At 38.6% G+C, this 17,098-nt stretch carries 16 protein-coding genes; 9 read left to right on the forward strand and 7 right to left on the reverse strand.

What is annotated here, in order from left to right; translation table 11 throughout:
• Positions 1-52: 52 nt before the first annotated feature.
• Entirely contained in the window at positions 53-1,354 is a 1,302-nt protein-coding gene (locus tag ASE74_RS00325) for a leucine-rich repeat-containing protein kinase family protein (RefSeq protein ID WP_055902688.1), read from the forward strand.
• An 87-nt stretch (positions 1,355-1,441) separates the two neighbouring features.
• On the opposite strand, the gene ASE74_RS00330 is transcribed toward ASE74_RS00325, so the two are convergent.
• Positions 1,442-2,104: a DUF1349 domain-containing protein gene (locus ASE74_RS00330; RefSeq protein WP_055903076.1), complete on the reverse strand. Its 663-nt coding sequence runs from the start codon at positions 2,102-2,104 to the stop codon at positions 1,442-1,444.
• Positions 2,105-2,284: 180 nt separating this feature from the next.
• Between ASE74_RS00330 and ASE74_RS00335 the strand changes: the two genes are divergently transcribed.
• A complete protein-coding gene (locus ASE74_RS00335; RefSeq protein ID WP_055902691.1) occupies positions 2,285-2,851 on the forward strand; it encodes a Crp/Fnr family transcriptional regulator in 567 nt (188 codons plus the stop codon).
• A gap of 511 nt (positions 2,852-3,362) precedes the next feature.
• On the opposite strand, the gene ASE74_RS00340 is transcribed toward ASE74_RS00335, so the two are convergent.
• On the reverse strand, positions 3,363-4,229 hold the full coding sequence (locus ASE74_RS00340) for an aldose 1-epimerase family protein (RefSeq protein ID WP_055902696.1): 867 nt from the start codon (positions 4,227-4,229) through the stop codon (positions 3,363-3,365).
• Between the two features lie 247 nt (positions 4,230-4,476).
• Here ASE74_RS00340 and ASE74_RS00345 point away from each other — a divergent pair, with 247 nt between their 5' ends.
• On the forward strand, positions 4,477-4,806 hold the full coding sequence (locus ASE74_RS00345) for a hypothetical protein (RefSeq protein ID WP_055902699.1): 330 nt from the start codon (positions 4,477-4,479) through the stop codon (positions 4,804-4,806).
• Between the two features lie 69 nt (positions 4,807-4,875).
• Here the strand turns inward: ASE74_RS00345 and pepT are convergent, their stop codons facing one another.
• Entirely contained in the window at positions 4,876-6,129 is a 1,254-nt protein-coding gene (gene pepT, locus ASE74_RS00350; protein ID WP_055902702.1) for a peptidase T, read from the reverse strand.
• A 59-nt stretch (positions 6,130-6,188) separates the two neighbouring features.
• Between pepT and ASE74_RS00355 the strand changes: the two genes are divergently transcribed.
• Genes ASE74_RS00355 through ASE74_RS00365 form a run of 3 tightly spaced genes read left to right on the forward strand, consistent with a single transcriptional unit; the run spans position 6,189 to position 9,307 of the window.
• On the forward strand, positions 6,189-6,920 hold the full coding sequence (locus tag ASE74_RS00355) for a hypothetical protein (RefSeq protein WP_055902707.1): 732 nt from the start codon (positions 6,189-6,191) through the stop codon (positions 6,918-6,920).
• Between the two features lie 28 nt (positions 6,921-6,948).
• Positions 6,949-8,688 carry a M14 family metallopeptidase gene (locus ASE74_RS00360; protein ID WP_055902709.1) on the forward strand — a complete coding sequence of 580 codons (1,740 nt, stop codon included), beginning with the start codon at positions 6,949-6,951 and terminating at the stop codon, positions 8,686-8,688.
• A gap of 4 nt (positions 8,689-8,692) precedes the next feature.
• On the forward strand, positions 8,693-9,307 hold the full coding sequence (locus ASE74_RS00365) for a rhomboid family intramembrane serine protease (RefSeq protein WP_055902711.1): 615 nt from the start codon (positions 8,693-8,695) through the stop codon (positions 9,305-9,307).
• A 153-nt stretch (positions 9,308-9,460) separates the two neighbouring features.
• Here the strand turns inward: ASE74_RS00365 and ASE74_RS00370 are convergent, their stop codons facing one another.
• Together ASE74_RS00370 and ASE74_RS00375 are read right to left on the reverse strand one after the other, a co-directional pair.
• The gene (locus ASE74_RS00370) at positions 9,461-10,444 is read right to left on the reverse strand and encodes a hypothetical protein (protein WP_082458592.1); all 984 of its coding nucleotides are present in this window, start codon (positions 10,442-10,444) and stop codon (positions 9,461-9,463) included.
• Between the two features lie 438 nt (positions 10,445-10,882).
• A complete protein-coding gene (locus ASE74_RS00375; protein ID WP_055902715.1) occupies positions 10,883-12,019 on the reverse strand; it encodes a hypothetical protein in 1,137 nt (378 codons plus the stop codon).
• A gap of 77 nt (positions 12,020-12,096) precedes the next feature.
• On the opposite strand from ASE74_RS00375, the gene ASE74_RS00380 reads away from it, so the two are divergent.
• Positions 12,097-13,128 carry a dipeptide epimerase gene (locus ASE74_RS00380; RefSeq protein ID WP_055902717.1) on the forward strand — a complete coding sequence of 344 codons (1,032 nt, stop codon included), beginning with the start codon at positions 12,097-12,099 and terminating at the stop codon, positions 13,126-13,128.
• Here the strand turns inward: ASE74_RS00380 and ASE74_RS00385 are convergent.
• Both ASE74_RS00385 and ASE74_RS00390 read right to left on the reverse strand, forming a co-directional pair.
• Complete coding sequence (locus ASE74_RS00385; protein ID WP_055902719.1) at positions 13,106-13,303, reverse strand: DUF6358 family protein; 198 nt, start codon at positions 13,301-13,303, stop codon at positions 13,106-13,108. The two genes, ASE74_RS00380 and ASE74_RS00385, sit on opposite strands and share 23 nt — an antisense overlap.
• A 139-nt stretch (positions 13,304-13,442) precedes the next feature.
• On the reverse strand, positions 13,443-13,760 hold the full coding sequence (locus tag ASE74_RS00390; protein WP_029277953.1) for a rhodanese-like domain-containing protein: 318 nt from the start codon (positions 13,758-13,760) through the stop codon (positions 13,443-13,445).
• A 128-nt stretch (positions 13,761-13,888) separates the two neighbouring features.
• On the opposite strand from ASE74_RS00390, the gene ASE74_RS00395 reads away from it, so the two are divergent.
• Both ASE74_RS00395 and ASE74_RS00400 read left to right on the forward strand, forming a co-directional pair.
• Entirely contained in the window at positions 13,889-15,016 is a 1,128-nt protein-coding gene (locus ASE74_RS00395) for a DUF4407 domain-containing protein (RefSeq protein WP_055902722.1), read from the forward strand.
• Between the two features lie 227 nt (positions 15,017-15,243).
• A complete protein-coding gene (locus ASE74_RS00400) occupies positions 15,244-17,076 on the forward strand; it encodes a M61 family metallopeptidase (protein ID WP_055902725.1) in 1,833 nt (610 codons plus the stop codon).
• Positions 17,077-17,098 lie beyond the last annotated feature (22 nt).

Below are 17,098 nucleotides of genomic sequence, written 5' to 3' on the forward strand. Positions count from 1 at the left end.
TAAAACGAGTCATATAGCCTATCTTCGTTCCAAAATATTAAACCTCATACCTATGCAAACCCTGTTGGCGCTACAAAGCGGTAAACTTAAAGGAACAGTATCTTTGAAACTTTCGGAAAACCTTACAGATTTTCCGCAGGAAATATTTGAGCTCGCCGATACACTCGAAGTGCTCGATCTTTCTTTTAATAAGCTGAGTACACTACCTACAGATTTCGGCCGGTTAAAAAAGTTGAGGATTTTTTTCTGCTCTGAAAACCTTTTTACCGTTTTACCGGAAGTACTTGCCGATTGCCCTTTGTTGGATATTGCGGGTTTTAAATCCAATCAGATTAAAACTGTGCCTTCAAAATCCATTAATCCAAATTTGCGCTGGTTGATTTTAACCAATAATAATATCGCCGATCTACCAAAAGAAATTGGGCTTTGTACACGCATGCAAAAATTAATGTTATCGGGAAACCGTTTAGCAACATTGCCCGAAGAATTGGCCAATTGCAAAAACCTGGGTTTACTTAGGATAGCAGCAAATAAACTCCATGAATTACCAAAATGGATAAGCACAATGCCGAAACTATCATGGATAGCTTTTTCTGGCAATAATTTTAGTAAAACCCCAGCTGTTGAAACACTTTCATTGATCAATTGGCACGATTTAGAAATCAGTCATTTGTTAGGTGAAGGCGCATCTGGCATTATCTCAAAAGCGAGCAGAACCATTGGTGATGAAACGAGTGAAGTGGCTGTTAAAATTTTTAAGGGCAGTGTAACCAGTGATGGATTACCAGAGGATGAAATGACCGCATATATTGCTGCCGGATACCATCCGGGCCTTGTTAACCTGATCGGGCAGATTGCACACCATCCTGAAGATAAGAAAGGCCTGGTGATGGATCTTATTCCTCATCATTTTTACAACCTGGGCAATCCACCGAGTCTCGAAAGCTGTACAAGAGATGTTTTCCCGGCTGAAATGCAGTTGACAGAACAGCAGCTGTTAAGCATTGCCAAAACCATTGCCTCATTAGCTGCACAATTACATGAGGCAGGCATAATGCATGGCGACCTATATGCACACAATATCCTGATTGATGAGCAGGGCAGCACGTTGTTTGGCGATTTTGGCGCAGCAAGTTTTTACGATAGAACAGCTAATAAAACCGCTTTCTTGCTGGAGAGGATTGAGGTAAGTGCTTATGGTTACCTGCTTGATGACCTGTTATGTTTAGCTAAGGATACTGCAAACAAAAAAGTATTAGCCGATCTTACAGCCATAAAAGATGCCTGCTTAGACCTATTGCCATCAAACCGGCCAGGTTTTGAAGATGTAGTTAACGCACTGGCAAAGATTTAGTGCCAATAAGTTGTTAGTCTGAACTTGTCGAAAAACTTTTATGTACTTCAACAAGCTCATGATGACCATAAAATAAGTTGATTGATCTTAATTCTGCTGTTTTTTTGCCCAATCCAGTCTGCGCTGATCAGGTGTAGGGGTTACCTTAAAATTTTCAAATGTGGCGTTAAAACCTTTTCCATCCGGGCAGGCAGCCACAAGGCCAACCATTACCGGCGCATTATCTTTAAAATAGCAGGTACGGAGCATGGTATATTTTTTATCATCCAACGAATAAAAAATCTCTACTGCATCCAGCTTTCTAACCGCTTTCATCCATATAGATGTAGGCGCCTGCGATAGCTCTACTACACTCCAGTCGCTGGTTTTGTGCGTAACCACGGCACTCACATTCTGTTTTCCATTTACAAATTCTACACCAGATTTTATCCATTCTTCCTCATTGATGCGCAGCATAATGCCCATTTGATCGAAGGTGGTTACATAATTCCCCGTAATTTTTACCTTCACCTCAAATTCACCACCATAGGTAGCATAATAAAAAGGAGCATCATCAACAGTAAAACCATAATGTGAAATGCGCCAATAATCTGTTTTGGCCGGAACAAACATGCTGAAAGTATTTTTATCCTTAATTTCCCACTTTTCAGGCTCATTAAACGAGTTCATTTTGGCAAGACTTTGTGCTGCTGATTTTTGTAAATTTAAGGAGAACAATACGCAGATTGCGGCTAATAATTTAAGTTTCATTTGTGTGTTTGTGGTTGATTTTGTGTCTTTGTGTTTTACAAACCTAAAGCAAGTTGTAATTTTTACAAAGGACATACATCACTATTTTATTGTGACCATTATCACGCATAGCGGGCTGATCAGATACAGGGAGTATATAAATCTGCAAGAAATATTACATTTGTTTTGTTGTACGGAAACATGGAAACAAATTTTTTAAGGGCGCATATTGATCAGATCGTTTGTTTAACAGATGAGGAATTTGCACATGCCAAATCTTTTTTCACCAGGCGGAAATATAAAAAGCACCAATATATTATTCAGGCAGGTGAAGTAAACAGCTGTGAACATTTTGTGGTGAAAGGAATTGTAAAATCTTCTTATACCGACCACGAAGGCAAAGAATATATTTTACAATTGGCCATGGAAGAATGGTGGTTTTCAGATCCTAATGCTTTTAATACCGGAACGCCTGCAACACTAAATGTAGATTGCATCGAAGACACAGAAACGCTTTCTATCTCATTCGACAACAAGGAGAAGTTGTGTGCCTCCTCGAGAAAAATGGAATACTTTTTCAGGAAAAAATACACCACCGGCAATATGGCCTTGCAAAAGCGGGTGCTCGCACTGTTGAGCAATAATGCGGGCGAGCGCTACAAACAATGGCGCAACCAATACCCAACTTTACAAAAAAGAATTTCTAAAACCCTTATTGCCTCATATTTGGGCGTTACCAGAGAAACTTTGAGCAGATTATCAGTCTGATCAACAATGCTTAGTGCTTCTTAAATTGATTAATGATCTGTAATCTTGAGACGGAATTAAAACAAAGTGGCTGATAAATAACAGGGGAAGCAGCTATTCACTTTTATCACATATGTAGCTAAGGTATTATTTTACAGATGAATAAAACTGAACGGAAACTTTTCGGCTATCTTTTTCATATTTGTATCAGGGTATTAAACAATTCATTTGAATTACTTCTCAATCGTCCCAATGATAATTTTAAAGTTCAATGAAACACGTTCTTCTTAAGAGCGTGTTTTTTTATTAAAAAAGCCTTCCATTGCAGAAAGGCCTTGTGTTTAATCTAAATCGTCCCGTTGATTTAATTTTAACGTTATAAATATAGTTATCAACGCATTAACAACAAATTAAAAGGTAAAAATACCCTGATATGGCAGTAAAATCCCTATAAAACTAACCCCATTTTCCACAAAAAAATGCCTGAGTAAATAAAGCTGATAAGTACTAAACTGAAAATAAAAAGATCAGCCTAAAAACATTCAACTTCCCAGAAACGCGACCAACTTTCGAGTGCTCCAAGCTTAACAATGCCTTCCTTATCTGTTAATTCCTGGTTGTGGTTAACGCCATCCGCAACGCCGCACCAAGGTTCTAAACAAACAAAAGGAGCATCAGTAGCGGCCCAAATGCCAAAGAAAGGAAAATCTTCAAAATGGAAATGCAGTCCATAATCATTTTTGGTATTCAGCAAACTGATGCAATTACTTTGCAGGGTTTTAAAAACCAGTGCATCATTATAAAACAGATCATGTGTTAGGTTTAACCTATGACTGCCAAGTTCAATATCCTGGGTTTCATTTGCCACCAAACCATCTTCCAACTTCCAATAAGTTAATTTCTCATCGGCGTTGAAAGCAAGATAATAATCCTCGTAAACGGTATTTGGCGTATTAGGAACCACAAATGCAGGGTGTGCGCCTATGGAAAATAAAAGGGTTTCTGTTCCGGTATTGATTACCTCATATGTTAAATTCAGTTTCCGATCAATCAAACGGTATTTAAGTTTCAACTCAAAATAAAAAGGATACACTTTTAAGGTATCTTCATTTTGGGTTAAGGTAAAAGTGGCTTCGGTTTCACTTGTTTTCTCGATGTTAAAAACATGATCTCGGGCGAAACCGTGCCGTGGCAACTCATAATGCTTGCCTTGATAACTGAAATTGTTATTTTTTAATGAGCCCACTATCGGGAATAAAACCGGGCTATGCTTTGCCCAATATTTTGGATTGGCATTCCATAAATATTCCAGGTTGGTTTCCTTGCTAAATAGACCTTGAAGTTCTGCACCTTTAGCCGCCAGGCTAACTTTTATATAATCGTTTTCGAGAGTTATCATTGCCCCCTAAATTAACAAAAAGATGTACTTTAAAAACATCTTTTTTATTAATTTTGATGATCACCTTAAAATATAGTCCACGACAAAAATCTCCAACAATGGCCATTAAAATTTTAAAAAGCAGTTATCGTTGTTGCGCTGTTTATGATGTATGCACAGCTTCTAGCTAAATTTTAAGCTCAAAAAAGCTTAATAGCTTCTTTATTTATATTATCAAGCGGATTAAACCGCTAAAAATCAGAAAACCATGGCGATAGATTTATCAAAATTATCGAACACAAAAGTGAAAGCCGCTATAACTGCGCTACAAAAAGGAGATGAAAAAACCTGGTTTCCTTTGTTTGCCTCAGATATTTCCTTTTATGATGATGGAAACCAGATGAAATTTAACAATTTCTTTAAAAAAGCATTGGGTCATGAGCGTTTTACCAATATTGATAAAGTTGAAAACAATGGCCTGGATGTGTATGGCAACTTTCATTCCGACCAATGGGGTGATTTCAAAACCTTCTTTAAATTTCAGTTCAATAAAGAAGGAAAAATAAACAGACTGGATATCGGGCAAGCCTTCTATTAAGTTTGGAGTTGGGCGTTTGCACTTGGATACAGCTCCAAAGTCAAAACAGCCAACCCCAAATTGCTATCACTACCCGCGCTCTTCCCAAATACAGGCAATATTTATAATCGTTTGAACCGCCTTTTCCATATCCTGTACGCTTACCCATTCCTGTTTACTATGAAAAGCATGCTCACCTGCAAAAATATTAGGACAAGGTAAGCCCATAAAAGAAAGCCGCGATCCATCGGTACCCCCGCGGATGCTCTGCTGTTTAGCAATTACACCAGCCCTTTCTATCGCCTCTATTCCGTATTGAACAATTTTAGGATGCTGATCCAATATTTGTTTCATATTGCGGTATTGGGCTTTAATTGCCAAGCTATAGCTGGAGTTTGGATATTTAGCCATTACTTTTTTTACTGTTTCTTCCAAAAACAGACCATGTGCGGCAAGGTTTTCGTCGGTAAAATCTCTGATTATAAATTGTGCTTCGGCTTCCTCCACTTGTCCGCTAATGCTTACCGGATGAATAAAACCTTCTTTTTGTGCTGTAGCTTCCGGAGTTAAAGCATCTTTCGGTAATGAATCTAAAACTTCGGACAAAATTTTTATCGCACTCTCCATTTTTCCTTTTGCAAAGCCAGGGTGGGTACTCACGCCATAGATTTTAAGGGTAGCACCATCCGCAGAAAAAGTCTCATCTTCAATGGAACCCAATGTTTCTCCATCAATGGTATAACCAAAATCGGCACCCAGTTTTTTTAAATCCACTTTGTCTACACCTCTTCCAATTTCCTCATCAGGGGTAAAAAGAATTTTAATTGTTCCATGTTTTACATCAGGGTTTTTCATCAAAAAAGCAGCTGCTTCCATAATTTCTGCCAAACCAGCCTTGTTATCGGCTCCCAGCAGCGTTGTACCGCTTGCAGTAATGATATCATTGCTAATTTGGTATTGTAGATCTTTGTGCGCTGATAATTTTATTACTATTTTATTATCATCAGGCAATATGAGGTCTTGCCCTTGATACTTGTCATGTATAATCGGCTTCACGTTTTCACCACTGCAATCGGGAGAGGTATCCATGTGCGAACAAAAGAATATTACCGGCAATGTTTTGGTTGAGTTTGAAGGAATAGTGGCATAAACATACCCGTTATCATCCATTTCTGCATCATTTAGCCCAATTTCCAATAATTCCTGAACCAATTCCCTTGCCAGGTTCTTTTGCTTTTCAGTTGATGGGCAAGTAGAAGAATCTGGATCCGATTGGGTATCAATTTTTGCATATTTTATAAATCTTTGTTCTAAAGATTTGTTAAAGTTGGTGTAAGTGCTCATAATTCAAAGGTAAAAGTTATGGATATTCGATAAACATATTATTTTTGTAAAAAAACAATATGATTTTAAATTTGCTGAGAGCTACATATATATCCCTTTTGCTTGTTTTTACAGGAAGTTTTTCTTTTGCCCAATCCAATTATTTTAAAATGTCGTACGGCTTTGGAGGAGGCGTAAACAAATCATATACAGATGTATATAAAGGAAGCATTGGTTACACGGCTTACGGTGTTTTCGATTATCATATTACACCTTTTGTAACCATAGGTTTGGAAGGACAGATAGGAAGGGTTCAGGGAGGAAATGTTCAAACCGATCTGCATAACCGCCAGTTTGTAAATCAGTACTCAGCAATTTCAGCGAATGTAAAATTGATGCTTGGCGAAGTTGTCGATTACGATAAAAGTGAATTTCTGTACAACATCAGAGGCTTGTATGCTGGTGTAGGTGTAGGTGTTGTTAACAATAACATTACCGATATTGTGCGTTATAAACCACTTTGGGCAGCTTACGATCCGGGTTATGGCCCTTTTCCGGGAAAAGATAAAAGTCTGAACCTTTTGGTGCCTTTAAACTTCGGTTTTAATTATTATATCAACGATGGTTATGGCTATATGCGGTACATCATCAATATCAATGCGCAATCTAACTTTACTTTCGGAGAAGGTTTGGATGGTTATAACGATTCAAGCACCAAGTTTAAAAACTACTCTCCGGATGTTTACAATAGTTATACCATCGGCTTTAGGTACATGTTCGGAAAGATTAAAGTTTACCATAAAACGCTTTAATAAGCATTTCATTTCTTAGATTTAAAGCATGAGAAAATTCTTCGTGTTTTGTTTGCTCGCTATGCGACTAAAAGCAACTGCACAGAAAACCCCTTTCGAATTAAGTGGTAAAACCGAAACCACAACTTATCATGCAGCGATAGCTTACTACGAAAATCTGGCTAAAACTTATCCTGAGGCCAGGCTGCTTACCTATGGCAATACCGACTTTGGCAAACCATTGCATTTATTGGTGTTATCACATGATCAGGTTTTTGACCCATCAGCGATTAAAAAAAGTAATAAAAGAGTTTTATTGATCAATAACGGAATCCACCCGGGAGAGCCCGAGGGCATAGATGCATCAATGATGCTGGCCCGCGACCTGCTAAAGGGAAAAAAAATTCCAAAAGATGTGGTCATCTGTATCATTCCACTCTATAATATTGATGGCAGTTTTAACAGAAGTGGCACTTCTAGAGCAAACCAAAATGGCCCCATTGCTTATGGCTTTAGGGGGAACAGTAAAAATCTAGACTTAAACCGCGATTTCATTAAAACTGATTCAAAAAACTCAGCGGCTTTTCAACTCATTTTTAATACCTGGCAGCCCGAAATTTTTGTAGATACCCATACCAGCAATGGCGCAGATTACCAATACGTAATGACGCTTATTCCTACCCAGAAAGATAAGCTGAACCCAATACTTTCAGCATATTTAACGCAAACTTTGGTGCCAGATCTTTACAAAGGGATGGAGAAAATGGGCTACCCGATGATCCCTTATGTAAATTCGATCGGAGAAACCCCGGAAACGGGAATAACAGGATTTATCGATCCACCACGTTATTCAACAGGATATACAACCCTGCACAACGCCATTGGTTTTATGCCTGAAACGCATATGTTAAAATCATATGATTTACGTGTGGATGCTACCTATAAGTTGTTGCAGAATTATATCGGAATAATAGCACGCGATGCCAAAATTATCGGAGAAAATAAACGCAAGGCAGATGAACTAGTCAGTACACAAAAAGAATTTCCTTTAGATTGGAAGTTGAACAAAAGCGAAGTAAACGACCTTACTTTTAAAGGTTTTGAGGCGGGGCAGAAGCCAAGTACTGTAAGTGGTGCCGACCGTTTATTTTACGACCGCAACAAACCTTACACCAAAACCATTAAAGAATGGAATAAGTTCGAACCCGCCATTGTTGTACAAAAGCCTGTTGCCTATATTATACCAAAAGCATGGGACCGTGTAATTGCCTTGCTAAAGCTGAACAATGTTAAGGTTCAGGAGCTGGAAGCAGATCAGAAAATTGCTGTAGAAAGTTATTATATCGGCGATTTTAAAACCGGAACAAGGCCTTACGAAGGGCATTACCTTCATTCAGGTGTTAAGGTTAACCCTGTGCCACAAAACCAGCAATACTACGCCGGCGATTTTGTAGTGTACGTTAATCAACCCAGTAACCGTTATATTGTAGAAACATTGGAGCCACAGGCCACTGATTCATTTTTTAACTGGAACTTTTTCGATTCTGTTTTAGATATGAAAGAACATTATTCTGCTTATGTTTTTGAAGATACGGCAACGGAACTGCTTAAAAACAATCCGGATTTAAAAAATAAACTGGAAGCGAAAAAAGCTTCAGATCCCGAATTTGCAAAGAACGGTGCCGCACAACTTGAATTTGTGTATAAAAATTCTGATTATTACGAAAAAACACACAATAGATACCCGGTAGCCCGTTTGGTTACAGCCATAAAACTTGATTTAAAATAACCCAATGGAATACTTTAATATTGCACCCGTTGCCTCGGTAATTTTTGTTTTTACCATTATTACAAGCCTGTACGCTTTTTACGATCATTCGATCTATGGAAAGTTTATGCTGCATCCTTACACGGTATCAAAAGGACAAAATGTATATACTTTAATCACCAGCGGCTTGGTACATGCCGATTGGATGCACCTGTTTTTTAATATGTTTACCTTTTATGCTTTTGCTTTTACACTAGAGCGCTTAATGGGGAGCTGGCAATTTGGTTTATTGTACTTCTTGGGATTAATATTAAGTGATTTACCTACTGTAATTAAACATAAAGATAATTTCAACTATAATAGTCTGGGTGCTTCAGGGGCAATCAGTGCCGTGCTTTTTAGTTATATCTTATTTAATCCGATGTCTAAAATTTATATCATGTTTATTCCCATTGGAATCCCTGCTGTAGTTTTTGGAATTTTGTATCTAATTTATTGTGCTTATGCATCCCGCAACTCAAGAGATCACATCAACCACGATGCACACTTTTTTGGTGCCTTAACAGGATTGATTTTCACCATTATATTCGTTCCGGGTATTTTGCAGAATTTTATTGCGATGTTAACAGGAGGAAGATAATATCCTCTAGGAAGAATCGTCATTCCCCTGAAAACGGGAATCCTTTGCGATATATGATGGTTTTTTCCGCACGCGACCGTCATGATGAATTTATTTCAGGATCTTTCATATTAATAGTCCCTGAAATGAATTCGGGTTAACGACCTGAATTGATTAGCCCGCAGCAGGTAAAAAAGGATTCTCGAAGAAACTCATCGGCTCATCAGGATTTTTGATAATTTCGAACACCACATAACCCCATGGTTTCCAGAAATTCTCCAGCACCTGCGCATATATTTTATGTTGCCATACATCAAAAAGCGGTTTGGTCATGTTTCCGCGTAATGGCATTGCTTCGATGTAAGTGGTACCCTCAACAGGCATAAAAGTATATTCGGGTAAACGGTTAAAAAGATAAGCCGAGTAATAAAAACGTGCACTAAGTTCTTCAAATTGCTCGGCCGTTAATGCTTTACCCGCTATTTCGTTAATAATATCCTGATGGTAACGTTTATTGGTTCCGTTATCTTGTAAGCAAGCAATAATGCCAAAATCTTTCATTTTCAATGAGAAAGTCAACGTATTTATCTCATCGCGGAAACTGAATGGCGTTTCTCCGTTTTCTAATTTCACTACCGTGATAGACCATGGTGAAAAATCTTCAAATTCCAGACTGGTAAACAGGTTTTGCATCATGAAATTGAGGTTGGCAAATTTCATCATTAATGATTGCGACATATTCAATCCATCGGCAGTCATCTCTTTGCGCAAAGCTGAGTGCATTTCGATATATACAAAACCATATAAAAACTTGCCGATCCAATTAAAAAGATCAAGTTCTGGCAATGCGGATACCGCATCATAGCCTTTTGCAAACGCAGCTTCAATCTTATCTTCCAACGGCGTTAAAAACTGTTCATTCACCTCGCTATTTACCGGAATAACCAAAGTGTTGTACGAACGGATACTTTCATCCAAAAACTGGATCTGCTCTTCGCCACTTAAACCAGCTTGCTCCAACAGCCATTTAGGGATTAACGGAACCTGCAAAACAGGCGAATTGAACGTTTTGCCACTTAAAAAGCAGATTTTATATAAAAAATCGAAATTTTGGAAAGGATTGTATAAGCCGGTATTCATCGGTACAATATTAGCCATTATATTTTTAGGGCCTTGTACCGATATTATATTTTAACGAAAGGATTACAACAGAACCAATTTTCAAGGCTCGCTTTAGCCGAGGAGTATAGCGACTTCCATTTCGCTGTTTTTTAGTTGAGAAAACACCGCTTTTAAATTTGTCATCCTGAGGGTTAATTTATTTGTATAAAAATCAAAATAAGTAACAAGAGCACTTAAAAGATTAATCTCCTCAGGTTGTCGTTATTGCAAGAAGGCTTTTTCAGCCGACGAAGCAATCTCTATGGTAAAGATCATTAGCATTAAAGATAGCTTTGTCGTTCCTCCTTGCAATGACGACCTTTCTAACAGATCTGTCAATAGGTAGCCTGTCGAAAAACTTTAAAGCGTATTCAAGAAAGCCCTTCGACAAGCTCAGCTTGACGAATTTTTGGTCTCTTTGAAAAGAACGTAATGCTAATAATTATTATAATAATAACTAATATCATCAACCAACTGGCTGTAAATCGGCTTTGTAAATTCTAAAAACAAGGCATTTGGTGGTGGTGGCAGTATTTCTTTTCTCCTGGTAATGGCCAGTTGTTGTTTACTCAATGCCCTGTCGTCTCCTTTATAGCTTGCCCAGCTGTCTTTCCAAACATATGTTCCCGGAAATTTCTGTTGGCGTACAAGTTTCCTCGTTTTCCAATCGGTTATGCTCATATCCAACAAACCCGAGGACGATATATTTTTTTCAAAAATGCTTAATGTGGCTTTTACCGTGCCGTAAACCGGCTTTTTATCGCGGGTTTCGCCAATTACCACACTATCACGTTTTAGCTTCTCAACCCTTTCTTTAACATAGGTTTGCCCCACCACAAAATCATCAAAATTTAAACTTAATACCTGATCGGGAACAATTTTCTGCTCAGTGGCCTGTGTTTCGCCATAAAATATTACAAACTTATTCTTGGCGTAACTTCCAATAAACTGATCAATCTGTTGCTGAAAATAATCGGCACTTAATTTATACATACCGCTCTTTACGATAATCGGCTGCACTACTACCCTGGCAACAGCTGCCCAATAGGCATCTTCCATTTTGGTTTTGGCATCCTTGTAATCCGGCTGTAGGTTTTGTGTTTTCTCAAATTCGTAATATGCCTTTTTAGCCGCCTGGCGATTATTTTCCCTTAAATAACCTAAACCGGAATTATATCGTGCTGCTGCGGCATTATATTTACTATCGGCAAGCTCGTTAAGGTACTTTGAAGGACTTGGAACTATGGTTAAGCAGGCCGGGCAACTATTGATGTCATCTGCCAATTGATTGATTTTTTGATAATCATACATTACTGATTCCCATCTGAAGAGATCGTTTGACATTTTTGCTTCTTCAATTTTCCTTAAATGATCCTGCAGGGCTAAATCGTATGCCGATTTTAATACCTCCCTGGCTTCGCTGTTTTTTGGCGAGTTTTGCAGCCTGCTCACCGCTTTTGCAACAGAAGCATCATAATCACCCTTTTGTAAGGCTTTTTTTCCTGTGGTACATCCTCCAATAATTATTAAGGATAAATAAATAAAATACCGTAATCTTGAATTGTTTTTCATGGCAGTGGTAATTGCGTTAATAACAAAGATAATTTCCCAAACGATAATTGCCCTATTTATTTAGAAGACGATTGATAATGAAGATTAGTTGCAAGCAATTTGAATTAGAATTAAAACATCCTTTTTCGATATCGAAGTTTACCAGAACCAGCACACCTTTAATGTTACTAAAGGTAGAACACGAAGGGGTAACAGGTTATGGAGAAGCCTCCATGGTGCCTTATATGGGCGAAAGTTATGAAAGTGCTGCGGCCTTTCTAAGCCTTGTAGATTGGAACAACATCCGGTTTCCTTTCAATTTTGAAGAAATTATTGCCTACCTGGATAGCCTTGCACCTGGACAGCCAGCAATTAAAGCCGCCATCGATATCGCCTTTAATGATATCCAGGGGAAACTTTTTAACAAACCCTGTTACCAAATTTATGGCGCTGAACCCGCTAAAATGCCGGTAACTTCTTATACCATCGGGATTGATACTCCGGAGGTCATCCGCGAAAAACTGAAAGATGCTGAAGCCTTTAAAGTTATCAAAGTTAAATTGGGAAGGGATAATGATCAGGAAATTATCAACACCATCCGTAGCATGACCAATGTGCCCTTGTATGTAGATGCAAACCAGGGTTGGGCGGATAAAATCAAAGCTATAGACTTAATTTATTGGTTACATCAACAGGGTGTGGTACTAATTGAGCAACCGATGGATAAAAACAACCTTGATGGAAATGCCTGGTTAACCGAACGTAGCCCGATCCCTCTGTTAGCCGATGAAGCGGTACAGCGTTTGGCCGATATGGATAAACTAAAAGGTGCCTACCATGGCATAAATGTTAAACTGATGAAAAGCTGCGGCATGTACGAAGGCCATCAAATGATTTTGAAGGCACGATCTTTTGGGATGAAGGTGCTGATCGGCTGTATGAGCGAAACCAGTTGTGCTACGTTAGCTGCAGCCGCTTTGGCCCCATTATGCAATTGGGCCGATTTGGACGGGCCTTGGCTGACCACAAATAATCCTTTTACAGATCCGGCTTTTGAAAACGGCAGGTATATTTTAAATGATCTGCCTGGTTTAGGCCTGGAGGGTATTACTTCTGATCTTTTTCCTTAAAGCTTTTTCTGATGTCTTTGGTAAGCTGATACTTGAAGTAAAACAGGCAACAGGTAACCCCCACTAAAAATCCGGCAGGAAGATATTTATGGTTATTGTAACACCAAACCAATCCGAAAATAGAAAGGATTATGGCTAAATTATAAAAGATATTTAATGCAAATTTTTTACCCACAACTGGAAGGTTTGTATTTTAAATGAATTAATAATGAGCAAGTAGCAATAGCCAATTATCAAACCTGTATGGCAAAAAACAAAGGTTTAATTCGCGATTTGCAAAAGTTTGATAATTGGAATTTGTTTATTGGTTATCCTTAATAAACTGGCATGCTTGGATCAAAAGCTTCCTGCCAGGCTAAAATACCACCTTTTAAATTATAAAGATTGTCGAATCCGTATTGTTGCTCCAACTGCATTACAGCTGCCGCACTTCTTTTTCCACTACGGCACTGAATAATTACAGGTTTATCTTTAGCCACCTTATCAGCCTCAATTAAAATTCCACCCAAAGGGATATTCTCCCCTTCAAGGTTCGAAACTTCGTATTCAAATGTTTCGCGAACATCAATCAATTGAAAATCTTCTTTATTATCGATTTTCTCTTTTAGTTCCTGTACCGATATTTCTTTCATTTTATTAAATGTATTTATGCAAATATAGGAAAATCAATTTTACCCTTCCCATCAAAAAAATGCCATAAAATTTTGCCAAAAACTGTAACAACTTAAACCCTTAAGCGTTTAATTATAAATAGTTATAAATGGACAAACTGAACCGTTTCTTTTGGTTTTGCTCTGGCGCTCATATACCGACACTGGAAAAATATCCTTCAGAACAAAATAAATATACAGGCATTGGTGCCACCATCTTCTTTACAGGCTTATTTGCAGCCCTTTCTGGCGGTTACGCCATGTATTTTGTATTTAAAGGCGATGATGTGGCCGTAATTTTTGCAATCATTTTCGGGTTTTTATGGGGAGCTGCCATTTTTAATATGGACCGCTACATCGTATCGAGTATTAATAAAAGCGCAACTACCAATAAACAGCTGCTACAGGCAACACCGCGTATTTTGCTGGCCATAATGATTGGTATGGTAATATCGAGACCGATTGAGCTTAAAATTTTTGATAAGGAGATTAAAGAACGGTTAAAAGTGAGTTACCTTAATGGCCAGCGCGCTAAAATTGATACTTTAAACAAAGCTTTCGAGAAAAAATACCAGGTAGAGTTTGGCAGATTAAACCAACAAAAAGCCACCAGAGATTCGCTCGAGAAAGGCATCAAGGCAGATAGGCAAAAACTGAATTTTGAGATTTTTGGCAATAAAACAACAGAAACATCAGGAGTGATGGGATATGGCCCTTATGCTAAACGCAAAGAAACCGAAATTGCACAACGCACAACAGAATTGGATTCACTTAAAGCTGCCATCAATAAATCTGAAGGTTTTGTAGATAAACGTAAAGAATTTGATGGTTTGCTTACCGAAAAATTATACACCAAAAAACAACTGGATAGCTTATCGGATATTGCCGGCTTTGCAGATCGAAACTGGGCCTTAGGGCAGTTAAAATTTAATGTTGATGGCTCGCGCGATAACAATACCGCAATGGCAGTTACCTTTATAGGCCTGCTGTTTATCTTTTTCGAATGTTTACCCGTGTTTGTAAAGCTAATGAGTGCCCGTGGACCGTATGACTACGCGATTTCCGACGGCGATGAGGTATCGATCTATCATTCTAAAAAAGACAAGGATTTCCACTTCGAAGTTGCCGATAATATTCACGAAACCAGGGTAGATTCAGAATCATCGAAAAAGAAAGAAATAATTAAGGGAAAAGCTTACCGCGATCTGGAAAAATACGACTGGGATAGTGAGGGATGATTGATAATTTAGAAGGAAAGGCATAAAGTGAAAAAGGCTAATGGTCTGATGGTTCACAGATCATGGTCTGGAAAGCCATCTGCTATGATCAGTAAACCTGAAAACCATGAACCACCTGGCTATCAACCATAGACTATAAAACCAGAAACCCAAAAATATTTTTCCTCAAAGCATTTCACCTCAAACATCTTACATTTTTCCTTAAATTGCTGCCATATTCCCGAATTATGAAGAAATTTTTAGGTGCTGCAATATTTAGCCTTTTATCGCTCACGGCATTCGCACAGAATGAGATCAGTTATACGGTTTCATTTCCAAATGCGATCCACCATGAGGCAGAAATCAGTATGTTGATTCAAAATGTACCAGCGGGGGCACTAAAGGTTAGAATGAGCAGATCCTCGCCAGGCCGTTATGCTACACATGAATTTGGAAAAAATGTTTATCATTTAAAAGCCTTTAACGAAGCAGGCAAACAGCTGAACATCAAACAATCAGCCGGTGATGTATATGAGATTCCTACTCACGGCAGTAGCGTAAAAATAACGTATACACTTTTTGGAAACTGGATTGACGGAACTTATGCAGGTTTTGATGAAACCCATGCCCACATGAATATTCCGGCAACATTCGCTTTTCCGCTTGGTATGGATAGCAGACCGCGGCTGGTGAAATTCAATTATGCCGAAAAACAGAACTGGAAAGTAGCCACACAGCTTAAACCAATGGGCAACGGAACTTATTTTGCGCCCAACCTTCAGTATTTTATGGATAGCCCAACAGAAATTGCCAACTATAAAACAGCAAGCTGGAAGGTGCAAAATACTGACGGAAAGCAACAAACCGTTCATTTAATTACGCACGCTAACGACGATCAAAAAACCGTTGACAACTATGCGGAAATGCTTAAAAAAATGGTCGATGAACATTTTGCCGTTTGGGGAGAATTCCCAACCTATGATTACGGTAATTATTATTTTCTGGATGATGTATATCCTGAGAATGCGGGCGATGGCATGGAGCATAGAAATTCTACTTCAATTGTACAACGCACACCGAAGATTGAAGGTTATGAAGCGAACCTGCTGGGAACTTTTTCGCATGAATATTTCCACAGTTGGAATGTAGAACGGTTAAGGCCGAAAACCCTGGAACCTTTTAATTTCGAACATGCCAACATGAGCGACGAACTTTGGCTGGCCGAAGGTTTTACACAATATTATGGCAACTTACTCTTAACCAGGGCAGGATTAAAAACTGTAGATAATGCCGTGCAAACTTTTAACGGCCTTGTAAATGCTGTTTTGCTTTCGCCAGGTGCAAAGAATTTCTCGCCGATCGAAGCCAGCCGATATGCCGTATTTGCCGATGCTGGTGTAGCAATTGATCAAACCAACAAAGGCAACATCTTTACTTCATATTATACCTATGGTGCAGCAACAGCATTGGCACTTGATCTTCGCTTAAGAACCGAATTTAAGCTCACACTTGATGATTATATGCGCGCCCTATGGAAAGCTTATGGTAAACCGGAAATTGCTTATACCGTTCCTGATTTAGAAAAAACCTTAGCTCTTTTAACTAAAAACCCCGCTTTTGCTGCCGACTTTTTTAAAAAGTACATCTACGGAACAGATAAGAATGACTATGCCAAACTGCTTTTAAATGCAGGCCTTGTTTCGCAGAAAGCAAGCCCTAACAAAGCCTATACCGGTTTGGGTAGAATTAATGCTGTAGAAGGAAAGCTTATCCTGGGGCAAACACTCATAGGCACACCCGCTTATCAGGCAGGTTTGGATGTTGATGATGTGTTGTTAACCATAGATGGCGAAAAGTTAAAAGATGCGGCCGCCCTTGCAACACTTACCGATGCGCACAAACCCGGAGATGTATTAAAGGTTACTTATCTTCACCGCGGAGAAGAGAAAGCAACCCAGTTAACCCTGACCGAAAACCCATCTTTAGAAATCGTCCCGATCGAAAAAACAGGCGGAAAGTTAACCCCTGCTATGCAGACTTTCAGAGATAAATGGTTATCATCGCAGGTAAAATCTAAATAAAACTAACTAATACTTATTACAC

Source organism: Pedobacter sp. Leaf216, assembly GCF_001421515.1.
Lineage (GTDB): Bacteria > Bacteroidota > Bacteroidia > Sphingobacteriales > Sphingobacteriaceae > Pedobacter.